The following is a 23,391-nucleotide window of genomic DNA, read 5'->3' on the forward strand; positions in this document are numbered from 1 at the left end:
CCTTCGAGACGGCGCTACGCGCCGCCTCAGGATGAGGTCCGGGACCCTCATGGTGAGGAGCGCGGCTGCGCCGCGCGTCTCGAACCACGAGGCCCCGATCTCTCCTTGCATCAATCCTTCGGACGCAGCTTCTCGACTTCGGCGTCGCTGGGCAGATAGTCCCCGCCCTTCTTGTAAACGGAGTCCACCATCACGCCCTTGCCATCCTTCAGCGCGGTCTTGCCGAGATAGGCACCGAGCGTCGACTGATGGTCGATCTTGCGGAAGGTGATCTCGCCGAACGGCGACGGCATCGACAGCCCTTCCGCGGCAGCGATCAGCTTCTCCGGATCGGTCGAACCGGCCTTCGCCAGGATCGCCGCTGCCGACTTGATGGTCTGGTAACCGACGATCGAGCCGAGGCGCGGATAGTCGTTGTACTTGGCCTGATAGGCCTTAAGGAACGCGTCGTGCTCGGGCGTCTTGATCGAGTACCAGGGATAGCCCGTGACGATCCAGCCCTCGGGCGTCTCCTCCTTGAGCGGATCGAGATACTCGGGCTCGCCGGTGAGGAACGAGACGACCTCGCGTCCCTTGAAAAGGCCGCGGGTGTTACCTTCGCGCACGAGCTTCACGAGATCGGCGCCGAAGGTGACGTTGAGGATCGCCTCCGGATTGGCCGCGGCAACCGCCTGCACCACCGGACCCGCGTCGATCTTGCCCTGCGGCGGCCACTGCTCGTCGACCCATTGGATGTCCGGCCGCTTCTCCGACATCAGCTTCTTGAACACCGCGACCGCGGACTGGCCGTATTCATAGTTCGGCGCGATCGTCGCCCAGCGCTTGGCCGGCAGCTTGCTGGCCGCTTCCACCAACATCGCCGCCTGCATGTAATTGGAAGGGCGCAGTCGGAAAGTGTATTTGTTGCCCTTCGACCAGGTGACGGCGTCCGTCAGCGGCTCGGCCGCCAGGAAAAACACCTTCTTTTGGTTGGCGAAGTCGCTGACTGCGAGACCGATGTTCGAGAGGAACGTACCTGTCAGCATCGCCACGCCCTCGCTCGACACCAACTCGTTGGCCGCGGTCTGCGCATCCGCCGGCTTGCCGCCGTCATCCTTGGAGATGACGACCAGCTTCTTGCCGTTGATACCGCCGGCCGCGTTGATCTCTTCGACCGCGAGCTGCCAACCCTTGCGATAAGGCTCGGTGAACGCCGGCAGCAACGAATAACTGTTGATCTCGCCGATCTTGATGTCCTGCGCCAGGGCCGAATGAGCCATGCCGCCCGCCAGAAGCGCGAAGGCCGCGCCGATAAAAGTGTTTCCTGCTCGCATCCCAACCTCCAGTTTTGAACTCTCTACGTCGTCGGCATGATCTTGTCGGAGAACCTGTGCCCGCTTCTCCGGATCATGTTCTATTTCAAACCGTCTTCGCCCTTGATCTCCGCAACCGTCAGCCCGCCGACGCGCGGCAGCGGACGGCCGCTGTCGGTGACGGCGACCGCGACCATGATCTCGTTGGCGCGCGGCGCGTCGTTGATCTGTACTTCCATCCCGTCGAAATGACTGCGCACGAAGGCGGCGTCCTTGTGCCCGAGCGGAATGTCCAGCGTCGTGCCGGGACCGCTGCGCTTCTTCGACGACGGGATCAGCGCAGCGCCCTTGCTCAGCACCTTGCGCACCGGCGCGCCCATCTTCGGGTGAAGGATCGCGGCTGCATGCTCCAGCTCGCCGTTCTCGCCGACGGCCGCGGCCTTGCCGTAGCTCTGCGCCTTGGAACCGTCGATGCCGAGCGCAGCCACCGCGCGCTTCGACAGCAGTTCGCCAAGCTCCTCGCCGATCGCGATCAGCGGCGAAAGGTCCTCGACGTATTTTCCGGCAAAGGGATTTTCGATCACGGCGATTGCCGCCGCACGCCGCGTCGGCGGCGAGACCTGACGGCCCATTTCCATCTGCGTCTCTTCGACGACGGTGACGATCTTGCGGATGATCGCGCTCATAATTGTTTCCCCAAGTCGCTTCCCCGTTCAGGCATGAACCGCGTTCTCCAGCTCAAGCGGGCGCGATCGTTGCCGTTCAATATCTTTCGTTCCGATGACAAGCATATCACCACAGAGCTGCAATACGGCACCCTCGATCAGTCCACGATCGAACAATTTCCGTGCACATTCTGCGCCAAATTCGAGCGCCGTTGCGATTTCAGCCCGCGACAGTTCACCGACATCGCGGGTGACGAGACGCGCGCCGAGATCGCTGTCGGGCTGAAGCTCGCTCGCAGGCTTTCGGATGATGGCGGGATGCCCCGGCAGGTCTACCGCGTTGGCGATGAACGTCGCCGCCGCATCGGCCTGCGACGCCGTTCCCGCCAACACAGTCACCGCATCGGCGATGCCGAGCGAAAAACTGCGACCGTGGCGACCGCTGGTGGCGATGCCGCGCACGAGGTCATCCGCATCGACCCTCATGGCCCGCATCACGCCGTCGCGATCCGGCCGATCCATCAGGCCGACCGAGAAATACTCGCCTTTGCCGAGATGAAGCGCGATATCGCCGCCATTATTAACGTAAGCTTGATCAAGCGACGCCGCGCCGAGCATTGCGCCGAGAACCTCCTCCGCCACGCTACCGGCTACCGCCGCCATTGGTGTAATGAAGTCATCAACGGCATAAGGCGCGACCGCGGCGTGCATGCGGCGCGCCACAACGCCCTTCAGTGATGTCCGCTTCGGCTCAGCGGCCGCCCGCAGCTCAGGCAGTTCCGCGCAGAGCTCGTCGAGCAACCCGGTGAACCGGCGCGCCGCCGCCTCATAGGCTGCACGCACTTCGCTCGGCTCTCCCCTTGCCTCGACGATCAGATCAATCGGTCCATCCTGCAAATGCAGCCGCCGGCCATCAGACAGCAACGCGATTTGCGGGAGCCTTGTCATACGCGAGGCCCCGGAATCGGGTTCTGCCGGGGCAATTGGCGGACATCGTCGCCGCCCTGCACTTCGGAGAGCGGCTTGACATAATCCATGTGCCCGCCGAGCGCGGCATAATCGGACAGCTTCATCGTGAATTCGATCGGCGCGACCAGCGCGGGTGTGGGCACGTAGCCGAATGCCCCCGCCGGCATCTGCGCCACGTCGACCATGTAGGTGATGCCGCCTCCGGGCCAGACATAAACAGGCGCGCCGCCACTGGTGACGCGCGTCAGCGCGTCCTTCACCGAACGCGTCAGCCGCACCGGATTGTCGGTGACCCCCGCCCGCAGCGAGCCGCCGGCGCCCGCCATGAACAGCACCGTGCATAACGCCGGCTCGCAATTCTCCTGGATGCGCTCGACCGAAAACTTGAGGTCATCAGGCATCTCGGTCTCGACCGGCTTCAGGGCCTCGTCGAGCACGTAATAAGACGAATGCTCGCCGGTCGTGGAGACCATCAGCATCGAGAGACCGGCCTTGGCTTCCTTGGCATCGAACGGCCCGAGGATCGCGAGCGGGTCGGAGATATTGGTGCCGCCCCAACCTGTGCCGGGATCGGCGACCTGGAAATAGCGGCCGGGCGTCGAGCGACGCCCCTTCATCTTGATGCCGGTGTCGGCGATATCGAGCAGCTTGCCGGCCTGGTGCTCGCTGAGCACGCCGGTGATGTGGTCATCGACCACGACGACCTCGTCGACCTTGCCGAGCCACTGCTTTGCGAACATGCCGATCGTCGCGGAGCCGCAGCCGACGCGCATGCGCTCTTCTTTCATGCCGTTGACGATCGGCGGCTGGCCGGCCTGCACTACCACGCTCGCGCCGCCGTCGATGGTGAGCTCGACCGCCTTGCAATTGGCGAGGTCCATCAGCGTGTCGCAGGTGACGCGGCCTTCCTTTTTGGAGCCGCCGGTCAGGTGATGCACGCCGCCGAGCGACAGCATCTGCGAGCCATATTCGCTGGTGGTGACATGGCCGACTGCCTCGCCTTGTGCACGGACGGCCGCGGTCTCCGGGCCGAGATAGCGGTCGGTGTCGATCTTCACTTTGATGCCGCAATAGGAGAAGATGCCCTCGGTGACCACGGTCACCATGTCGACGCCCTCGACTTCGGCGGAGACGATGAACGGCGCCGGCTTGTAGTCAGGATAGGTCGTGCCCGCGCCGATCGCGGTGACGAAGGTCGAGGGCTCGTGGACAATCCTGCCGTCCCAGTCCTCGGTGCGGCTGAACGGGACGAGCTTGCCGCCATGCGAGACGGTGCGCTCCAGGATCACATGCGGATCGACGCGGACGAGCTTGCCGTCGTGATTGGCGTAGCGGTCGCAGGCGCCCGCCGCACCCGGCTTGATGTAGCACATCACCGGACAGGCATCGCAGCGGATCTTGTCGATGGCAGCGCTCGTCGTTTCCATGTGCAAGCCAGCGGAGGTCGCGGTTATCATTTGTATACGAACGATGTTGCGCGCGCTCCGGAAGGCTGTCAAGCGGCGGTGCGGCGCAAAAGATGCGCATGCCGCATAAAACCTCATTTGCCTCTCCGCACTGTCCACAAAGAAGGCATTCGCGCTGCACTGCGGCATGCGCGGCTTGCACGTTTGTGTACAAACGGTATCGTCGCAACGTAGATTTTTCGCGAAGCTTTGGCCGCAGGCTTGGGAACGAGGATGACGCAGACACCGATCCGCCTCACCGTGAACGGCAGGATCCACGAGATCACTGCGGCGCGCCAGACGCCGCTGCTCTATGTGCTGCGCAACGACCTCGCGCTCAACGGTCCGAAATATGGATGCGGCCTCGGTGAATGCGGCACCTGCACTGTCCTGATCGACGGCGCCGCCGCGCGCTCCTGCGTCATTCCGATCAGTGGCTGCGCCGGCCGCGACATCGTGACGCTCGAAGGGCTCGGCAGCCGCGACAAACCCGATGTCGTGCAGCAGGCCTTCATCGACGAACAGGCGTCGCAATGCGGCTACTGCCTCAACGGCATGATCATGACCACCAAGGCGCTGCTTGCGATCAACCCCCAGCCCACCGAGCAGGAGGCGCTGGCGGCGCTGCGCTACAATCTCTGCCGCTGCGGCACGCATATCGAAATCCTGCGCGCCGTGATGCGTGCGTCTGGACAGCTCGCCGAGGCCGGTGGTTGATGGCGTCCCCTGCCTCGAACGGAGCAGAGCGGCCATTGGGTTCGCTCGTCGTCGTCCGCACGGTGGACGAATGCACATCCGAGACCTTTCTCCGCATCACCGCGGACGGGTCGGTCACGGCCTATAATGGCCATGTCGATCTCGGCACCGGCATCCGTACTGCGCTCGGCCAGATCGCCGCCGAGGAGCTCGATGTCTCCTTTGCGCGCGTCGTCGTCGTGCTCGGCGATACCGCGATCGTGCCGAACCAGGGCCCGACGATCGCGAGCGAGACCATCCAGATCACCGCCGTTCCCCTGCGCAAGGCCGCGGCGCAAGCGCGACATTTCCTGATCGCACGTGCGGCCGAATGGCTGGAGCTGCCGGCTTCCGACCTCAAGATCGAAGACGGTCTCTTGCGCGGGCACAATCGCAGCGTCAGCTACGGCGAACTGATCGGCAGCGAGACGATCCGCCTCGAGCTTGCCGATGACGTCGCCGTGAAGCGTGTCGGCGATTACGCCATCGTCGGCCAGTCGATGCCGCGGGTCGACCTGCCGGCCAAGGCCACGGGCGAGCTGACCTTCGTGCATGACATCCGAGTATCAGGCATGCTGCACGGCCGCGTGGTGCGGCCGCCCTATGCCGGCGTCGACGCCGGCCCGTTCGTCGGCACTAGTCTGATTTTGGTCGATGAATCCTCGGTGCGCGACATTCCCGGTCTTGTTGCAGTCGTGCGCATCGGCGATTTCGTCGGCGTGGTCGCCGAGCGCGAGGAGAATGCGATCCGGGCGGCGGAGCAACTTGCGGTGAGCTGGAAGCCCACGCCTGATCTGACCGATCTCGCCGACATTGAGACGGCTCTGCGCGCCAACCCGTCGACGCCGCGCACGCTGATCGACAAGGGCGACGTCGATGCGGCGATATCAGATGCCGCCACGCCGATGCAGCGCACTTACGTCTGGCCTTATCAGATGCATGCCTCGATCGGCCCGTCCTGCGCGGTGGCGGATTTTCAAGACGGCAACATCCGGGTGTGGTCGGGCACGCAGAACCCGCACGTGCTGCGCGGCGACCTGGCGCTCTTGATCGAGCGGCCGGACAGCGAGATCGAGGTCATCAGGTTAGAGGCAGCCGGCTGCTACGGCCGTAACTGCGCCGACGATGTCACCGCGGACGCGCTGTTGCTCTCGCGCGCGGTCGGCCGGCCCGTGCGCGTGCAGCTCACGCGCGAGCAGGAACACGCCTGGGAGCCCAAGGGCACCGCGCAACTCATCGACGTCAATGGCGGATTGGACGCAGACGGCAACGTCGCTGCTTACGATCTCGCCACGCGTTATCCTTCGAATGCCGCACCGACGCTGGCGCTGTTGCTGACGGGGCGGATATCGCCGAAGCCGGACGTCCTCCAGATGGGCGACCGCACCGCGATCCCGCCTTACGATTACGACCACATGCGCGTCGTCGCTCACGACATGGCGCCGATCGTGCGTGCGTCCTGGTTCCGCGGCGTCTCGGCGCTGCCGAACACCTTCGCGCATGAATCCTACATCGACGAGGCTGCGACGGAGGCCGGTGTCGATCCGATCGAATACCGCCTGCGCTATCTCAAAGACCGGCGCGCCGTCGATCTCGTCAATGCGGTCGCCGAGCGCGCGGGCTGGACGCCACGGCCGGTTCGCGAGGAGAAGAATGGCGACATCGTCCACGGGCGCGGCTTTGCCTATGCACTCTATGTCCACAGCAAATTTCCCGGCTATGGCGCGGCGTGGTCGGCCTGGGTCGCCGACGTTGCCGTGAACAAGACCACCGGCGACGTCAGCGTGACGCGCGTCTTCGCCGGGCAGGACTCCGGCCTGATGATCAACCCCGACGGCGTACGCCACCAGATCCACGGCAACGTCATCCAGTCCACCAGCCGCGCGCTGATGGAGCAGGTCTCGTTCGAGCGCGGCACAGTGGCAGCGCGCGAATGGGGCGCCTATCCGATCATCGCCTTCGCCGACATGCCGAAGATCGACGTATTGTTGCTGCCGCGGCCGGACCAGCCGCCGCTTGGCGTCGGCGAGTCCGCCTCGGTGCCGAGCGCCGCGGCGATCGCGAACGCGATCTTCGACGCAACGGGCGTGCGCTTTCGCGAGCCGCCCTTCACGCCCGAGCGCATCCTTAAGGGGCTGCACGGCGATGCATCGACGATGCCGCAGGCCCTGCCCGCGCCTGCTACACCGCAGCGGTCTCGCATCTGGCAAAATCCGTTCGCCAAACGCGCCGGCCTCTTCGCGGCGGTTGCGGCCGTCTGCACCGCGGCAATCGGCATCGGTGCCGCTCTTTTGCCTGGCCGCGCCATCGCGCCGATCGCTCGACCCGATGCATCTGTCTATTCCGCGGCGACCATCGCGCGCGGCCAGCAGCTTGCGGCGCTCGGCAATTGCGCGGAGTGCCACACCACGATCGGCGGCGCGCTCAACACCGGCGGCCGTGCTCTGGAGACGCCGTTCGGCACGATCTACGCGACCAACATCACGCCAGACGCCGAGACCGGCATCGGCGCCTGGTCCTATCCTGCTTTCGAGCGCGCGATGCGCGACGGGCTGCATCGCGACGGCCGGCAGCTCTATCCCGCCTTCCCCTACACGCACTTTTCGAAGACCAGCGATTCCGACATGCAGGCGCTTTACGCCTACCTGATGGCGCAGCCTGCGGTGCGCGCGACGCAGCGTGCGAATACGCTCGCCTTCCCGTTCAATCTCCGCCCCCTGCTTGCCGGATGGAATGCGCTGTTCCACCAGACGCGCGAGTTCAAGCCCGATGCGGCCAAGTCCGAGGTTTGGAATCGCGGCGCTTATCTCGTCGAGGGTCTCGGCCATTGCAGCGCCTGCCATTCAACGCGCAACGCGCTCGGCGCCGAGCAGCGTGAGGCCTATCTCGCCGGTGGTTTTGCCGAGGGCTGGGAGGCGCCGCCGCTGACGTCGCTCTCGCACGCGCCAATCCCATGGAGCGAGGACGAGCTTTACGCCTACCTTGGCACCGGCCAGTCCCGCTATCACGGCGTCGCGGCCGGCCCGATGGCGCCGATCGTCAGGGATCTCGCGGTCCTGCCCGACCAGGACATCCGCGCCATGGCCGTCTATCTCAATTCGTTCAATGACACTGCGATCGAGGGACAAACGCAGGACGCACTCGCCAGCAGGCTCGAAGCTTCGACGCGAGTCACGGTCGCTTCTTCCGCGGGCGCCCGGCTCTATCAGGGCGCCTGCGCCGTCTGCCACGAGGTCGGCGGCCTGCCGCTGTTCGGCGCCCGCCCCTCGCTCGCGCTCAACAGCAATTTGCACAGCGAGACATCGGACAATCTCGTGCAAATCATCCTGCACGGCATCGCCGAGCCGGTGTCGAGCGATCTCGGCTACATGCCGGCATTCAAGAACAGCATGAGCGATGCGCAGGTCGAGGAACTCGTCACCTTCCTGCGCAAGCAGTTCGCACCGGACAGGCCGGCATGGACCGGCGTCCGCGAGACAGTCTCGCGCCTCCGGCCCTCGGCACATTAAGCGTGCTTCTTCACGTCCACCGGCGGTGTGCCATGGGTGTGGAAGGACTCGATCGTCTTCAGGCCCCAGGCCTGCCCCTTCTTGCGCTCCTCTTCCGTCCACACGATCGGCTTCCAGTCGGGCGCGAGGATGAGGCGCGCGCCGGCATTGGCGACTTCGACACGGTTGCCGCCGGGCTCGTAGACATAGAGGAAGAAGGTCTGCTGGATCGCGTGCTTGTGCGGGCCGGTTTCGATGTGGATGCCATTCTCCAGGAAGATATCGGCGGCGCGCAAAACCTCTTCGCGGCTGTCGAGCGCGTAGGTGAAGTGGTGGAAGCGGCCGCGGGTGCCGGAATGGTCGAGCGAATAGGCGAAATCGTAGCTCTTGTTCGACATCGTCAGCCACATCGCCGCTTCGCGGCCGTCGTTCAGCACGATCTGCTCGGTGAGGCGGCAGCCGAGATAATTCTCGAAGAATTCGCGGTTCGCCTTGATATCAGTGGCGAGGCAGTTGAGATGGTCGAGGCGGCGGACGTTGACGCCGCGCCCTGGAAAGCGCTGCGCCTGGTTCTTCAGTGCGGGCTTCAACTCGGGCGGCGCCTGATACCATTCGGTCTCGTAATAGAGCTCGACGATGTGGCCGTCGGGATCGCGGCAGCGGAAGGTCGGCCCCTGCCCCATGTCGCCGTCGATCCAGCCGATATCGAAGCCGGAGCCTTTCAGCGCGGCGACGCGGCGCTCCAGCGCCTGCTGGCTGCGCGCACGCAGCGCCATGTGCTCCATGCCTGATGTGTTCGACGCCGTGAGCTTGAGCGAATAGCGCTCGTAATCGTCCCAGCCGCGTAAATAGACCGACTCGCCCTTTTGTCCGCTGACGGTCATGCCCATCACGTCGACGAAGAACTTCAGGCTTTCGTCCGGCTTGGGCGTCAGCAGCTCCATGTGGCCGAGATGAGCAAGATCGAAGATCGGTTCGGGCTGCATGGTTTCCTCCAAGGCGTGGCTTGCGATCCGCCGGACCGGATCCGGCGATCTGCGCAGGTGGCAATCCGCTCACGCGCCGGTGGGCAGCACTGAGGCCGCCGGTTCATTTGTACTAATGTACAAATTATTAGGTCCCGTCAACAAACTCGTCTTATCGAAACCTACCCCGATACTACTCGATCGGTCGCAGTCCCATCGCCGATTCTGCGCCAACCTCTACGGCCTAGTCGCGCAAGGTTTGGAGCATTCACGCGCGGCGATTTGCCGTCCGATCGCGGTTTATCTTGACGACGCACGCTATCCCAAGCGGTATGGTGGGGAACCCGAGCAGCAGCCAAGCGCTCGGTGCGCCGGGAGTCGGGGGAAGCTCGATGGCCAAGCAATCCGGGAGCACGGGTTCGGCCGGCAGTTCGACGCCGGGGGGATCGATCGCCACCATTCGCGCATTCGGCATCGAAGACACCGACATCAAAAATCCCGAACTCCTCCCACGCCTCGCGCAGGAGTGGACCTATCTCCTGCGGGTTCGCTCGCGCTGGGCTTCCGATTCCGACTTGCGCAAATCCATCGGCAAACGTGCCGCCAAGGACCTCGCCCGCGTGGGGGTATCGTCCAAACGGTTGCAGGACCTGGCGCATGTAGACCGTATCGAGGTCGAACTATACGACTGGGATCGTCAAGATAAAGAGGCTTGCGCGATCCACGAAGCCGCCTGCGAAATTCCCTGGGAATACCTGCTCAGCGCCGGCACGCGCACAGAGGGCCGTTATCACGGCACCTTGATCTCGCGGCTCTTCAGCAGCGGTTTTGCGAAGGTCAAGCCTCACCCCCCGAACAGCGTCCTTTTCGTCGAGAGCGCGCCCGGACGCTTCGGTGACAAGTACGACTTCAAGGACGAGGAACAGCGTATCGATGCCGCGGTCGGTGCATCCAACAGACCGGACGACGACCCATACCGCATGATTCTGCGAACACCCCAGAAAACTGAACTCACCGAGAAAGTCCGCAGTGCGAACTGGGAAGCGATCCACGTCACCGGGGTCGATACTCACCATGCCGGGTGGATCATCGATGATTTCTATCCGAACATGAAGAAGACCAACGAGGCGCTCTTCAACACGATCATCGACAAGGCCGGACGGCTGCCTGATGGGATGATCCTTCGCCAGGCCCACGAAAGCGAGCTTCCCGTTCTGTACGAAGAGCTTGCCGAGACCCTTGTGAACCCAACCACCCCACCCCGGATCGTGACGCTCAATCTTTACTATTCCGGTGCGCGTATCGCGCGCGAGTTGGTCAGGAAGGGAGCCCATGTCGCCCTCGGTTTTCTCGACGAGATCGATGACGATGTCGCGGAGCTGTTCTTTCAAACATTCTATTGGAACTGGTGCCACGGAACGGATCAACTGATCCTGTCGATTCCGGATGCGTTCCTGATGTCGTGGAAGGCGATGCCGTTGGACGTGCATGGCACGTCGATCGTGATCTGGATGGGACGCAGTATTTTCGCGCCGGGCACCGAATCCATCCCGAAGCCGACATTGAAATCCAGTCCGGCTAAGAGATCTAGTCCGGCCAAGAAAAAGGCATCTTCCCGAAAGAAGAGGGCAGCCTCATGATTCCGATCAAGGTGGACCTGGGGGTCGCTCCGGAAATCAACTACTCCCTGCTGCACAACAACAGGACCTTGCTCGATAAGTTGACGCTGACCCGGCTTATTCAGCATCCTGTCGATGCGATCACGATTCAAGTCGAGCTCTGCGTCGGCGCCGAGAACTATCCTTACCGCCTTACGATCCCGGTCATGACAGAGTTGCAGCTGCCGCTGTCCTCCAAAGTGATCGTTCCCCTCACCGCCGGCCTGACGCGCTCGCTGCATGAGCGGGTGCAGTCGGCGGTGTACGTGAAAGTGACTTGCGCAGGAGAGACGGCGTTCGAGGAAACCAGACGTGTCACGCTGATCCCCGTTGACGAATGGATCGATGACACCAAGAACAACCCGTGGCTGCCCTCCTTCGTGCTGCCCAGAGATCCCGCAATTCTTGCGATCATCCGCGCCTCGCGACGCTACCTGATCGGCATTCTCGACGATCCCGGAGCCGGCTTCGACGGCTATCAGCAGGACGAGGATGGCGTCGTCGACCGCCAGGTTCAAGCCATCTGGACCGCGCTCGTGAACGAGTATCGCTTCCAATACATCAACCCTCCTCCTGCCTATTCCGAGCAGAGTCAGCGGCTGCGCACGCCGAGCGAGATCGTCGCGTCCAACACCGGCACCTGCATCGACCTCGCGCTGCTGCTCGCATCGTGCCTCGAATATGTCGGCATTTTCCCAGTCGTAGTGCTGCTCAGCGGACATGCCTTCGTCGGCTATTGGCGATCGGAAGAGGCGCATGACGACTTCGTGGGCGTGATCAAGATACCGGCAACGGTGCCGAGCGTCGGGGACGCGGCCACCAGGGACGCGGGACTGCCCTACGTCGATCCCTACGGCTGGAGGCTCACCAAGATGAGTTACGCCGAGATTATGGCCTATGTGACGTCGGGCGACCTCGTGATGCTGGAAGCCACCTACCTGACCGGGGCCTACAGCTTCAAGGACGCGCAAACCGAAGGACGGGCCAATCTGCGTAGCCAAAAGGAATTCGACAGCATGCTCGACATCCAGCACGCACGAAGCCTGAGCGTCACCCCGCTTCCGATCATCGATGAATGACGGCATCGCACATGTCACAGTTTGTTGCGGAAGACCCCGGACGTTTCCTGTCGCAGATCAAGGCGGTCGCGGACAACGACGACCTGTTCGTGCCTCTCTATGTCGATCACGACGACAGGATGGACTCTGTCGCCGGCCTGCGCCGACGCAGACGGCGCGCGTCCAACACACCCGACGACAACATCCTTGCGGCTTCGCTGGTCGAGGAAAACGGTGTCCTGCGCTGGTATGACGGCGTTCCGGCACGCGCGGAAGCGCCACAGCGCCGTCGACGCGCACGGCGAGCCGGAGGGCCGCCGCCACTTCCCGATCAGACAGTGATCCTGACCAAGGAGTTTCCAAGGCTCCAGCCGAACAGGGCCGCCGCAGCCATCGGCGCTATCGACATGCGCCTCAACACCGCAATCGATGTTTCGCTGCGCTCACACATACGCCAGCTGCGGGGCGGCCCGTCCAACTTCGTCATCGACGCCGCCGATGCCCACGGCCCCTTCAAGGGGCGCACCTTGCTGCTGGTCCACGGCACCTTCTCGAGCGCCGTCAACATGATCGGCGAGTTCCAGGCCACTGCCGACGGCCAGGCGTTTCTTGGCGCCGCCCTGAACGGGCCGAACAAGTACGATCAGGTTCTCGTCTTCGAGCACGCGACCCTTGCCGTCAGCCCGGTTCTGAATGCGCTCGAGCTTGGACGCGCATTCGTCGATGCAATTGGACAAATCGACGTCATCGCCCATAGCCGCGGCGGCTTGATCGTGCGGTGGTGGCTGGAGGCGTTCGGCCGCTCGCTCGCCGCCACGACACGCGTCGTCTTTGCGGGCTCGCCGCTCCACGGCACCTCGCTCGCCGCGCCCGACAAGCTCCAGCATGCGCTGAGCCTGCTTTCCAATATCGGCACCTTTGCCGAGAAAACGTTACAGCTCGCCGGTGGGGCCAATCCGTTCCTGTGGGTTGCCGGCAAGCTGGTCGAGGTGGTGATGACCGTCACCGGCACGCTTGCCCACACGCCGCTCCTTGACGGGCTGGTTGCGCTGGTTCCAGGGCTGTTCGGACAATCCATGATCGAAAACAATTACGAGCTTAATCTGCTGCGGCTCGGTCCCTGCACGACGCAGCCCGCCTACTTCGTCGTGCAGTCGAATTTCGAGACGACGGATCCCGGCTGGCAGTTCTGGAAAAATTTCAGGGCACTGCGGATCGGCGACCTGGCCGCCGACGAAATCTTTCCCGACAAGAACGATCTCGTGGTCGATACAGTCTCGATGTCGGACCTGGGAGCGACGGGCTTCCCGCTCGCCATCCAGGGCGTCGAGGATTTCGGCAACTCGCCCGACGTTTGGCACTGCAATTATTTTCGCCAGACCAAAACCATCGGCTTCATCCGGCGCAGCTTGGCCTAATCCCCCGGAATCGACGGCTTTGTCGCATGCTCGCGGAACAGCGCGCGCAATTGCCGTCGCAGCGGCACCAGCGGCTTCGACGCGGCACCTGTACGCGCAGAAAGGTCGATGTCAGATCATATGGTAAATCATTCCTTAACCCACCCGCACCCCAACCGGCCTGGAAAAGCGGCATTTCCCGGCCGTTTCCGCCCATAAGTATGCATTAGGAACAAACCTCACGGCCGAATTGTCGCGGATTTAAGGAAGCGCGCGCGGTTGCCGTTTAACCGTTTGTCCAGCGACGGCCGCGCATAGTCCGGGCAAAGCACTTGCTCTTGCCAGGTTCATTCATTGTGACATCCTTTGGACGCGTGATTTCGGTTCGCGGATCGCTCGCGCGGGTCGGGCTGCTGGCTGAAAGCCGGATGCCGGACTCGGAAGTTCGGGCCACCGTCGGCCGTTTCGTCAGCATCCGCTGCGCCAGCTCGGTCATCGTCGCGATGATCACCGAGGTGTCCTGCGAGAACCTCTCGAGCACCGACAATTTGATCGCAATCGCCTCGGTGGACCTGCTGGGCGAAATCCTCAATGCCGCCGGCAAGGCCAAATTCCAGCGCGGCGTCACCAACTATCCGACCATCGGCGATTCCGTCGACCTGATTACGAGCCAGGAGCTGCGCACGATCTACGCGCCGACCGGCTCCGACCAGATCAATGTCGGCTTCCTTCAGCAGGATAGCTCCGTCGTCGCCTATGTCGACATCGAGGAAATGCTCTCCAAGCACTTCGCGGTCCTGGGATCGACCGGCGTCGGCAAATCGACCGGCGTGTCGCTGCTGCTCAACGAGATCCTCAAGGCACGCCCGAACCTGCGTATCTTCCTGCTCGACGTGCACAACGAATATGGACGCTGCTTCGGCGACCGCGCGCTGGTGCTCAACCCGCGCAATCTGAAACTGCCGTTCTGGCTGTTCAATTTCGAGGAAATCGTCGATGTGCTGTTCGGTGGCCGCGCCGGCGTGCCCGAGGAGCTCGACGTCCTCGCCGAGGTCATTCCGCTCGCCAAGGGCGTCTACACCCAGTACCAGAACGCCGACCGCATCGGCCTGAAGCGCATCGATCCCAAGCAGATCGGCTACACCGTCGACACGCCGGTGCCCTATCGCCTGGTCGATCTGATGTCGCTGATCGACGAGCGGATGGGCAAGCTCGAAAACCGCTCCTCGCGTATCATCTATCACAAGCTGATCTCCCGCATCGAGGCGGTCCGCAACGACCCGCGCTACGCCTTCATGTTCGACAACGCCAATGTCGGCGGTGACACCATGGCCGAGGTGATCAGCCATCTGTTCCGCCTGCCGGCCAACGGCAAGCCGATGACGGTGATGCAACTCGCCGGCTTCCCGGCCGAAGTCATCGACTCCGTCGTCTCGGTGCTGTGCAGGATGGCCTTCGACTTCGGCCTGTGGAGCGACGGCGTTTCGCCGATGCTGTTCGTCTGCGAAGAGGCCCACCGCTACGCCTCCGCCGATCGCAATGTCGGCTTCGGGCCGACCCGCAAGGCGGTGTCGCGCATCGCCAAGGAAGGCCGCAAATACGGCGTCTATCTCGGCCTCATCACCCAGCGTCCCGCCGAACTCGACGCCACCATCATCTCCCAGTGCAACACGCTGTTCACGATGCGTCTTGCCAACGAACGCGACCAGGCGCTGCTGCGCGCCGCGGTGTCGGATGCGGCCGCGAACCTGCTCTCGTTCGTGCCCTCGCTCGGCACCCGCGAAGTGCTGGCGTTCGGCGAAGGTGTCGCACTGCCGACACGGCTGCGCTTCAAGGAGGTGCCGCCGCATCAGTTGCCGCGCGGCGAAGCCACCATCAGCAGCGTGCCGTCCGTCACCTCCGGTCACGACATGCATTTCGTTGGCGCCGTGCTCGAGCGCTGGCGTGGCGCCACCTCGCAGCGCGACGTGCCGAACGACCCGGTGTTCTCGGCGCCGCCAGCCAAGACGCTCTCCAACGTCGAGGCGCCGATGCTGCAACCGTCGATGGGGCTGGACCCGGACCGCTTCTCGCTGCTGAAGAAGCCGCTGCGGTAAGGCAACGCTGGGTCCCCAACCTCGCAAGGGCGATAGCCCTTGGCCAAGTTGAGCACGACGCCCGCATCGACTATGGTTGCCGGCCCCAAGCCGGAATCCATACCAATGACAAAGTCCGCCGCGCAACGCTTCCCCGCTCCCGCCCTCGACGCGCTCCCCGACGATATCCGCACGCGCCTCCTCGCCGTGCAGGAGAAGAGCGGCTTCGTGCCGAACGTGTTTTTGACGCTGGCCTACCGCCCGGACGAGTTCCGCGCCTTCTTCGCCTATCATGACGCGCTGATGGAGAAGGACGGCGGACTTACCAAGGCCGAGCGCGAGATGATCGTGGTCGCGACCTCGGCCGCCAATCAGTGCCAGTATTGTGTGATCGCGCATGGCGCGATCCTGCGCATCCGCGCCAAGAACCCGCTTATTGCCGACCAGATCGCTACCAACTACCGCAAGGCCGACATCACGCCGCGGCAGAAGGCGATGCTCGACTTCGCGATGAAGGTCTCGGCCGACGCGCAACGTACCTCCGAGGAGGATTTCGCAGCACTTGCCCCGCATGGCTTAAGCGACGACGACATCTGGGACATCGCCGCGATCTCCGCTTTCTTCGCACTGTCAAACCGGCTGGCGAACGTCACAGGCATGCGCCCGAACGACGAATTTTATCTGATGGGACGCTTACCGAAGAAATGACCGAACTCGACTGGCCCGAAATCCTTGCCCGTCTCGGCGCCGCGACTGTCGCCACCGGAGCGATCGGGCTCGACCGCGATCTGCACGGCAAGCCGATCGGACTGAAAACGCTCGGCATCGTCGGGCTCTCCACCGCGACCATCGTGCTGCTGGCGGTGCAGTTCGCCGAGCCGGGCAAAATGACCGACGCCACGAGCCGGGTCATCCAGGGCATCCTCACCGGCATCGGCTTTCTCGGCGCCGGCGTCATCGTGCACGAGGGCCACCGCTTCCGCGTGCGCGGCCTGACCAGCGCCGCCTGCACCTTCCTCGCCGCCTGCATCGGCATCGCCTGCGGCGCGGGAGAATGGAAGATCGTCCTGGTGGCGCTGGCGCTCGCCTTCGTGCTGTTGACAGTCGGCCGCCGCATCGAGCGTCTTCTGCACCGGATGGTCGGCGGCAAGGACGAGGCGCACGAAACGGAAATGCCGGAACATTAGAGCGAGTTCGATACTGGCGGATCACCGGTTCGGTACCGGTGATACTGTGGCAACGCGCTGGGCGCTGCATTCGAATGAGCCAGGATCGGAAAAGCCATCCTGGCGGGAATCCGCGAGAACGCAGCGCACGTGTATGCGTTAGAACTGAGCTTGGCCTACAACGCCGGCGGGGCGACCGCTAACGATGATAATGCCGCGTTCGGAAAGTGACCCGCCGCGTCCATCCGGCGCGGTTACCGTGATAAGGTGCCGTCCGTCTTGCAATTGCGCGACGAGTTCGTACCCAAGGCCTAGGTCGCCGTCCAGATCCGAATGCCACCGAATTTCATCGGACCGGACAACACCGAGCCCGCGGCAGTCGATCATCGCGCCCAACGGCACGGCGCCTGGCGCGATCGGACACTGGGGATCAGGCAGTCGCAGATAAAGCCGGCGACGGCTGCGCTGCAGCTCGAATTGAGAGCTGTCGGCGCTCGCGCTCCGAAATTCCGCGGTTGCAATGGCGCGGAAGAAACAGCGTTCGCCGCCAGGCAAGCGTTCGCTTTCCACCAGCACCTCGCCATCTGGAGGATCAAACGCGACCGGTTGCCATGTCTCGCGATCATCACCGCTGAACAGCACGACTATCGACGGCTGGGCCCGCGGATGACGCGCGTGCACGCGCAGCGCGAGGAATTGGTCCCGCCGCTCGGGGCCGCTCATATCGACCTGCGGCGGTTCGCCCACTTCGAAGGTCGCGAGCGGTTCGCGGCCATCATGCAACGAGATGGCAGCGACTTCCTCGCTCGGCCATTCGATCGCTTCATGCAGATCGTAGAACGGCTCGCGGTCGAGCGGAACGGCTACACCTCCTCCACAACAGCCGCAGGTCGCTTGCGCGCGTGTGTAGAGACAATGATGAGTCGCAATGATCCGGCGATGGGCATCGAGCAGATCAACCGAGAGCGGCGAAATGGCGCCATCGCTCGGCCGCGATACCATGCCGGCGGCTTCGATCCGGTAAGCCTTGCGAATCTCGATGCGGCTCTCGTCGCTGACGCGGCGATGCACCCGCACTGCCAGGATCAGGAGCGAACGAACGCGACGCGGATCGGCCGGTGCGGTTTGGTGATTCTCGCGCGCATTAAGGATCTTCAGATAGGTGTAGGGCGAGATCCACTGCTTCGACTTGTAGGACATGACATCGGATGTGTCCGACGGGCCGAACAGCGTCGGCGGCGTCGTTCCTGGATCGATGCCGACTTCGCCGATGGAGGTCTTGCTTCCGCCATAGTTTGGATAGTTCGGGTCATCGCTGCTGTCGCCTGGCACCGCGACGTGGTTGCAGGTGAAGACGTGTCCCATCTCGTGGGCGAAAATGAAATCGTAGGCAAAACGTGTGTCGCTCCCCGCAAAGGCGGCGCCGACGCCTTCAGCGCGACCGCACCCCGTGTTGTAGGTGCCGGCAGCGGCGGGAACAGCTGCGCTCGGCACAAACGCGAAGACAATATCGCCGAGCTGGAACAGAGCGGTGAAGATGCGCGTGACAGCCAAGTCAGCGAGCAGGCCGGTCCACGCGGTGTTACAACCTCCACCCGTCGCGGCGGACGCAAATGCTGCCGAGCTGTTCGTCGATGTGCCAAGAATCGTCGTCTCAAAATAGGGAAACGGCAGCATCCGTTCGGCCGTGCGCATCGTGCTGAGCATAATCGCGTCGGCGGGGCTCGTAACGTTGCCGGAGCTGTCGGTCCAGTTGACCCTGGCGACGGCGACACGCGGCGGCCGCACATCCATAAAATCGATATAGCGCCCGGTCGTGGCGCGGTCCTGGGGCGCGGATAAAGCGCCGTCGCTGCCAGCACGCCAGAGCCGGACGGAGAGATAAAAGTGGCCGGTCCGGCAATACCATGCTGGCACGAAAAAATTCAGCGACGAATTGACGTGCGCGAGGTGGAACGCAAGCGCGCCGGGTCCACCAACTGGGACCGTCAACTCGTTGTCCCACAGCTCGCGCGAGAGCTCGTTACGCGCGCCGAGCCGGGTCCCGTCGGCACGCGTAGGGCCGGTGCGGTAAACGATTCGATCGCCAACCGAAAGCACCAGCTCACCTGTAACGCGTGCGCCAGTGAGTGTGTCCGGCTCGGCAACGCCGGGCTGCACGTATGGATAGGCACGCACCACCAGCGGCTTGAGCGCAACGAGCGGGATCGAATTGTCGTCGCCGTAGCTGACGCCGACGGCGCCGTTGTACTGGATTGATTGGGTCAACTCGAGGCCGGCCAGCGCGAGGTGTCGCCTGGGCCAAAGTACGTCCGGAAGCTGATGCTGCGGGTCCCAGGGGAGCGGTAGTTGCTCGAGATCCGGCTGCACTGGCTTGCCGCGAAAAGGGCCAGCAAGCTGCCGCGCGACCGCCGCCACGAGGGCGTCGAGTTCAGGACGATCTTGGGCGTTCATCTGGCGCTCCATGAGTGTCGGGCGCAATTTTCAAAGCGTCGGCCGCAACGTTACCGGGATCATGGAAAACTCTGCCATCCGCAGCACGCGGCGCCTTTCAGCCCCCGCGGGTGTGATGCAGAACCCGGCGTGGATAAGTCTGAATGGACTACGCAAAGGTTCATTGGTTGGGGACCTATGTGAGGTTCCCAAGGCCACTTCACCGCCCTGCCTTGCGCTAAAGCGTTTTCGAACGAAGTGGGTACCGACGCCCGGCCCTACTACGGCTGCGTTGCCTACGGGGTGCGACTATGCCGTTAGCGCTTCGCCGTCAACTCGAGCGCCGGCGCAAAGCGCTCGGAAAATGTCAATGTCCTGGTGTGATGAACTGCGGCAAACGAGGCCGAGATCCCTGCTGAGGCGACCGCGAGCAAGGCAACGGCGAAAACCAGACGGCGCATTCCTGCCTCCTGTGTGAGCTCAATTACCTCAAAGATGGACCGGCTCTGTTTCAGGACCGCTTCATGGGGCGCGGGAAATGATTTCGCTCAAGCGGCTGTGATGAGGTCCGTTTGTAGTGCCGCACGCCGTGCTGAAGCGAGCGTCGCGCCCTAATCATCCTCCGCCGGTCCGCACCAGCCGGGCAGATAGATCGCATCCTTGCTCTTGGCTGAGGACATCGCCTTCTCGAGCGACTTGTCGAAGTCGGCATCCACCGCCTTGCGCGACAGTTTTCGGCGCAGATAGTCGGCCCACAGGAATTCGGAGAACGGCGTGGTGTCCTTGGCGAAGCCGCCCATGCGGCGAAGCTCACCGGCAAGGCTCCGAAACGGATCGTCCTTGAGATCGACGATCGATTTCGGCAAATCGCGGAACGGCCGCCGCTCGCCCTTGGCATCGTAGGGATAGACCCAGCGCTTGTTGTCCATCACGCCCCAGAACGTCTCGCGCTCGACCATCCTGAGGTCGCCGACGATGGTGACCAGCACCTCCTTGACGCCCTCGTCATGCAGCGCGCGGCCGAGATGATGATGGTCGATCACGTAATAGCGCCCGTTGGGGCCGTGCACGACGGGGATCATGTGCCTGCCGAGCAGATCGGCCTGCTTCTTCTTGTCGTGCTCGCGCCAGCGCTTGCGCTTCTCCTTGACCTCGCGCATGCCGACCGTCATCTGCGTCGGCCGAAGCGACAGGATCGGCACCGGATGCACTCTCGGCTCGCGCGTGTTGGTGGTCATGGTCGAAGGGCCCTTCCATGGTTGCAACTGGGTGGTTCAAGTTCCCTGGACTATGCCACGGGCTTCGCGCCGGCAAAATGCATTCAGCTGGCCGCAGAGTTATTGCAACGCACCGCCTGCAGCCCGGACGTCGGTTCCGTGATCACCGCAGCCCGAGCAGGATAGTGCGAATGCGCAATGCACGTGCGCGTTGAGAAGATTTTCTGCAACGCGTTCACCACGTATGCTATCTAAAAATCGCTGCTTCGGAGTGATCCCTGCACCATGAAAACCCAGCGGCCCATAAGCTCGGATGACGAGCACCGGGTGCTCCAGTTCAGGCCGCGCACCTCGCCTTCCCCGACGGCCTCCCGGGGCAACGGTACCGTGCAGCAATTGCGCGTCGGGCGCGAGCCGCTCGACCTGTCGCGCTACGAGCAGGCCCGCCCTGAACCGGACGATTTCCGCCATCGCATGCTCGCCAACATCGCAGCACTGGCCTTCACCATCGCGCTGACCGCGATCGGGATCTGGCTTGCGGTGAGCATCGCCGATCTGCGCCGGACCCAGGATTGCGTGCTGATGGGCCGCCGCGACTGCCTCAAGATCACGACTCCGCACGCCTAGGCGAGATATCTGGCAGCACCCGCGGCCGGTCCTCGACCGAACGGGTACCCGCCGGCATCCCCAGCCCTGTCCCCACCCCATCCGGCTCCATTGAACTCAGGGCGGCGCTCCGATATACGGGCTTTCGACCCGGCCAGAGGGGGGTTGAGGGCGTCATCAGGGGCGCGATGCAGACCCACCGTTCCCCTCTGGAAAATCCGACAAATATCAGCAAAATATCAAAGGCTTAGTGATGTCCTCCACATTCGATCAGGTCGCTACGATCATCGCTGAAACCTGCGACATCCCGCGCGACACGATCACGCCGGATAGCCATGCCATCGACGACCTCGGCATCGACAGCCTCGATTTCCTGGACATCGCGTTCGCGATCGACAAGCAGTTCGGTATCAAGCTGCCGCTGGAAAAGTGGACCCAGGAGGTCAACGACGGCAAGGCGACCACCGAGCAGTATTTCGTGCTGAAGAACCTGTGCGCCCGCATCGATGAACTGGTTGCGGCCAAGGGCGCGAGCGCGTAAGCGCGCGGTCATGCAACTCGAATATTTCCACATGATTGATCGCGTCGTCGACCTCAACATCGACGCGCAGACGATTGTCGTCGAGGCGCTGGTCCCGAAGGAGAGCACCATCTTCGAGGGGCACTTCCCGGGCTATCCCCTGATGCCCGGCGTGCTCCTGATCGAATCGATGGCGCAAGCCTCGGGCTGGCTTCAGCTCGGCGTGCTCAAGTTCGAGCGCATGCCGATCCTTGCCGCCGTCAAAGAAGCCAAGGTCCGCGGTTCGGTGTTCCCCGGCGATCTCATGAGCATCGAGGCGAGCCTTTCGCATCAAGGCTCGGGCTACGCGGTGACCGAGGCCAAGATCAAGGTCGGCGGCAAGCTGCGAGCGAATTCGACGTTGACCTTCACGCAGATTCCCTTCCCCAATGCGGATATGCGCTCCCACATGGACGCGGTCGCGAAACGCGTCGGCTTTCCGCAACAGGCCGTATCGCCATGACTGAGACTGCTTCGAAGCCCGGCCCGACGGAAGTCTGGATCACGGGCATTGGCCTTGCCACCTCGCTCGGCGAGGGCCTCGACGCCAACTGGGCCGCGCTTCAGGAGAAGCGCATCAATGTCGATGAGAAGGGCTTTTCGCCCTACATCGTGCATCCCCTGATGCCTGTTACCTACGACAGCCAGATACCCAAGAAGGGCGACCAGCGCCAAATGGAAGCCTGGCAGCGCATCGGCGTCTACGCCGCAGGCCTTGCGCTCGATTCCGCCGGCATCAAGGGCAACAAGGACATTCTGTCGAAGATCGACATGGTCGCCGCCGCCGGCGGCGGCGAGCGCGATCTCAACGTCGACACCGGCGTGCTCACGGCCGAGGCCAAGGGCGCCAACGCGCCCGGCTTCCTCAACGAACGCCTGATGAGCGATCTCAGGCCGACACTGTTTTTGGCGCAGCTCTCCAACCTGCTCGCCGGCAACATCGCCATCGTCCACGGCATTGGCGGCACCTCGCGCACCTTCATGGGCGAAGAGGTGGCGGGCGCCGACGCCGCCCGCATCGCGCTTGCGCGTATCGCCTCGGGCGAGAGCGACATCGCGCTGATCGGCGGCTCGCATAATGGCGAGCGCAAGGACCTGATGGTCCTCTACGAATTCGGTGACTTCAACCTGAAGGACAAGTTCGCTCCGGTGTGGGCGCGCGAGGACCACGCCGGCTTCGCGCTCGGCTCGGCCGGCGCGTTTCTGGTGCTGGAATCGAAGGCGCATGCGGAAGCGCGTGGCGCAAAGCCGTTCGCAAAGCTGTCGAGCGTCGTCGCCGACCTCGCCCGCCGCAAGCAGCCCGGCGACATGGCCGCGACGCTGGAGAAGCTTTGGGCGAAGCTGCCGAAGCGCGACGGCAAGGGTGCGATCATATCCGGCGCGACCGGCGCGGAGCCCGCCACGAGCGAAGAGCGCGGCTTCCTGAAGGGCCACGCCGATTTCCCGGTGCGCTCGACCGGCACGATGTTCGGCCACACCATGGAAACGCAATTCCCGCTTGGCCTTGCGCTCGCGGCGCTGTCGATCTCGCGCGGCGCGCTGTTTCCGCCGAACGATTCGACCGGGACCGAGATTGAAATGCAGGGGGCGCCCACCCAGATTGTGGTCGTGGGGGCCGGACACTGGCGCGGCGAAGGCATGGCGCTGATCGAGGCAGTTTAGT

At 63.6% G+C, this 23,391-nt stretch carries 20 protein-coding genes; 12 read left to right on the forward strand and 8 right to left on the reverse strand.

Going from position 1 to position 23,391, the window contains the following annotated elements:
- Positions 1-110: 110 nt before the first annotated feature.
- From ABIB06_RS09465 to ABIB06_RS09480, 4 genes are all read right to left on the reverse strand, one after another.
- Positions 111-1,313: an ABC transporter substrate-binding protein gene (locus ABIB06_RS09465; protein WP_354046625.1), complete on the reverse strand. Its 1,203-nt coding sequence runs from the start codon at positions 1,311-1,313 to the stop codon at positions 111-113.
- An 80-nt stretch (positions 1,314-1,393) separates the two neighbouring features.
- On the reverse strand, positions 1,394-1,978 hold the full coding sequence (locus ABIB06_RS09470; RefSeq protein WP_247345560.1) for an amino acid synthesis family protein: 585 nt from the start codon (positions 1,976-1,978) through the stop codon (positions 1,394-1,396).
- Positions 1,979-2,005: 27 nt separating this feature from the next.
- Positions 2,006-2,905: a UPF0280 family protein gene (locus tag ABIB06_RS09475; RefSeq protein WP_354046623.1), complete on the reverse strand. Its 900-nt coding sequence runs from the start codon at positions 2,903-2,905 to the stop codon at positions 2,006-2,008.
- Complete coding sequence (locus ABIB06_RS09480) at positions 2,902-4,353, reverse strand: 6-hydroxynicotinate reductase (protein ID WP_354046621.1); 1,452 nt, start codon at positions 4,351-4,353, stop codon at positions 2,902-2,904. Before ABIB06_RS09480 ends, ABIB06_RS09475 begins: the two co-directional genes overlap by 4 nt.
- 252 nt (positions 4,354-4,605) lie before the next feature.
- Here ABIB06_RS09480 and ABIB06_RS09485 point away from each other — a divergent pair, with 252 nt between their 5' ends.
- On the forward strand, positions 4,606-5,088 hold the full coding sequence (locus ABIB06_RS09485) for a (2Fe-2S)-binding protein (RefSeq protein ID WP_354069724.1): 483 nt from the start codon (positions 4,606-4,608) through the stop codon (positions 5,086-5,088).
- Positions 5,088-8,615, forward strand: a complete 3,528-nt coding sequence (locus tag ABIB06_RS09490; protein WP_354069722.1) for a molybdopterin cofactor-binding domain-containing protein — start codon at positions 5,088-5,090, stop codon at positions 8,613-8,615. Before ABIB06_RS09485 ends, ABIB06_RS09490 begins: the two co-directional genes overlap by 1 nt.
- Here ABIB06_RS09490 and ABIB06_RS09495 read toward each other — a convergent pair.
- Entirely contained in the window at positions 8,612-9,580 is a 969-nt protein-coding gene (locus ABIB06_RS09495; RefSeq protein ID WP_354046615.1) for a catechol 2,3-dioxygenase, read from the reverse strand. The two genes, ABIB06_RS09490 and ABIB06_RS09495, sit on opposite strands and share 4 nt — an antisense overlap.
- A gap of 371 nt (positions 9,581-9,951) precedes the next feature.
- Here ABIB06_RS09495 and ABIB06_RS09500 point away from each other — a divergent pair, with 371 nt between their 5' ends.
- The 6 genes from ABIB06_RS09500 (at position 9,952) to ABIB06_RS09525 (ending at position 16,934) form a co-directional block, all read left to right on the forward strand.
- The gene (locus tag ABIB06_RS09500) at positions 9,952-11,199 is read left to right on the forward strand and encodes a hypothetical protein (RefSeq protein ID WP_354046613.1); all 1,248 of its coding nucleotides are present in this window, start codon (positions 9,952-9,954) and stop codon (positions 11,197-11,199) included.
- On the forward strand, positions 11,196-12,296 hold the full coding sequence (locus ABIB06_RS09505; RefSeq protein WP_354069720.1) for a transglutaminase-like domain-containing protein: 1,101 nt from the start codon (positions 11,196-11,198) through the stop codon (positions 12,294-12,296). The genes ABIB06_RS09500 and ABIB06_RS09505 overlap by 4 nt, the downstream gene beginning before the upstream one ends.
- A gap of 11 nt (positions 12,297-12,307) precedes the next feature.
- On the forward strand, positions 12,308-13,693 hold the full coding sequence (locus ABIB06_RS09510; RefSeq protein ID WP_354046609.1) for an esterase/lipase family protein: 1,386 nt from the start codon (positions 12,308-12,310) through the stop codon (positions 13,691-13,693).
- Positions 13,694-14,028: 335 nt separating this feature from the next.
- Positions 14,029-15,768: an ATP-binding protein gene (locus ABIB06_RS09515; protein ID WP_247345535.1), complete on the forward strand. Its 1,740-nt coding sequence runs from the start codon at positions 14,029-14,031 to the stop codon at positions 15,766-15,768.
- 105 nt (positions 15,769-15,873) lie between these two features.
- On the forward strand, positions 15,874-16,455 hold the full coding sequence (locus tag ABIB06_RS09520) for a peroxidase-related enzyme (RefSeq protein WP_354046607.1): 582 nt from the start codon (positions 15,874-15,876) through the stop codon (positions 16,453-16,455).
- The gene (locus tag ABIB06_RS09525; RefSeq protein ID WP_354046605.1) at positions 16,452-16,934 is read left to right on the forward strand and encodes an MgtC/SapB family protein; all 483 of its coding nucleotides are present in this window, start codon (positions 16,452-16,454) and stop codon (positions 16,932-16,934) included. The genes ABIB06_RS09520 and ABIB06_RS09525 overlap by 4 nt, the downstream gene beginning before the upstream one ends.
- 138 nt (positions 16,935-17,072) lie before the next feature.
- On the opposite strand, the gene ABIB06_RS09530 is transcribed toward ABIB06_RS09525, so the two are convergent.
- The 3 genes from ABIB06_RS09530 to ABIB06_RS09540 form a co-directional block, all read right to left on the reverse strand.
- Positions 17,073-19,367, reverse strand: coding sequence for a hypothetical protein (locus ABIB06_RS09530; protein WP_354046603.1), 2,295 nt, complete (start codon positions 19,365-19,367; stop codon positions 17,073-17,075).
- 296 nt (positions 19,368-19,663) lie between these two features.
- Positions 19,664-19,807, reverse strand: coding sequence for a hypothetical protein (locus ABIB06_RS09535; RefSeq protein WP_354046601.1), 144 nt, complete (start codon positions 19,805-19,807; stop codon positions 19,664-19,666).
- A 150-nt stretch (positions 19,808-19,957) separates the two neighbouring features.
- Positions 19,958-20,584, reverse strand: a complete 627-nt coding sequence (locus tag ABIB06_RS09540) for a ParB-like protein (RefSeq protein ID WP_354046600.1) — start codon at positions 20,582-20,584, stop codon at positions 19,958-19,960.
- Between the two features lie 264 nt (positions 20,585-20,848).
- On the opposite strand from ABIB06_RS09540, the gene ABIB06_RS09545 reads away from it, so the two are divergent.
- From ABIB06_RS09545 to ABIB06_RS09560, 4 genes are all read left to right on the forward strand, one after another.
- A complete protein-coding gene (locus ABIB06_RS09545; protein ID WP_354046598.1) occupies positions 20,849-21,190 on the forward strand; it encodes a hypothetical protein in 342 nt (113 codons plus the stop codon).
- A gap of 232 nt (positions 21,191-21,422) precedes the next feature.
- Positions 21,423-21,710, forward strand: coding sequence for an acyl carrier protein (locus ABIB06_RS09550; protein ID WP_007592476.1), 288 nt, complete (start codon positions 21,423-21,425; stop codon positions 21,708-21,710).
- A gap of 10 nt (positions 21,711-21,720) precedes the next feature.
- Entirely contained in the window at positions 21,721-22,191 is a 471-nt protein-coding gene (locus ABIB06_RS09555) for a 3-hydroxyacyl-ACP dehydratase FabZ family protein (protein WP_247345514.1), read from the forward strand.
- Entirely contained in the window at positions 22,188-23,390 is a 1,203-nt protein-coding gene (locus tag ABIB06_RS09560; protein WP_354046596.1) for a beta-ketoacyl-ACP synthase, read from the forward strand. Before ABIB06_RS09555 ends, ABIB06_RS09560 begins: the two co-directional genes overlap by 4 nt.
- Position 23,391: the final 1 nt, after the last annotated feature.

This window comes from Bradyrhizobium sp. LB8.2 (genome assembly GCF_040548035.1).
GTDB lineage: Bacteria > Pseudomonadota > Alphaproteobacteria > Rhizobiales > Xanthobacteraceae > Bradyrhizobium.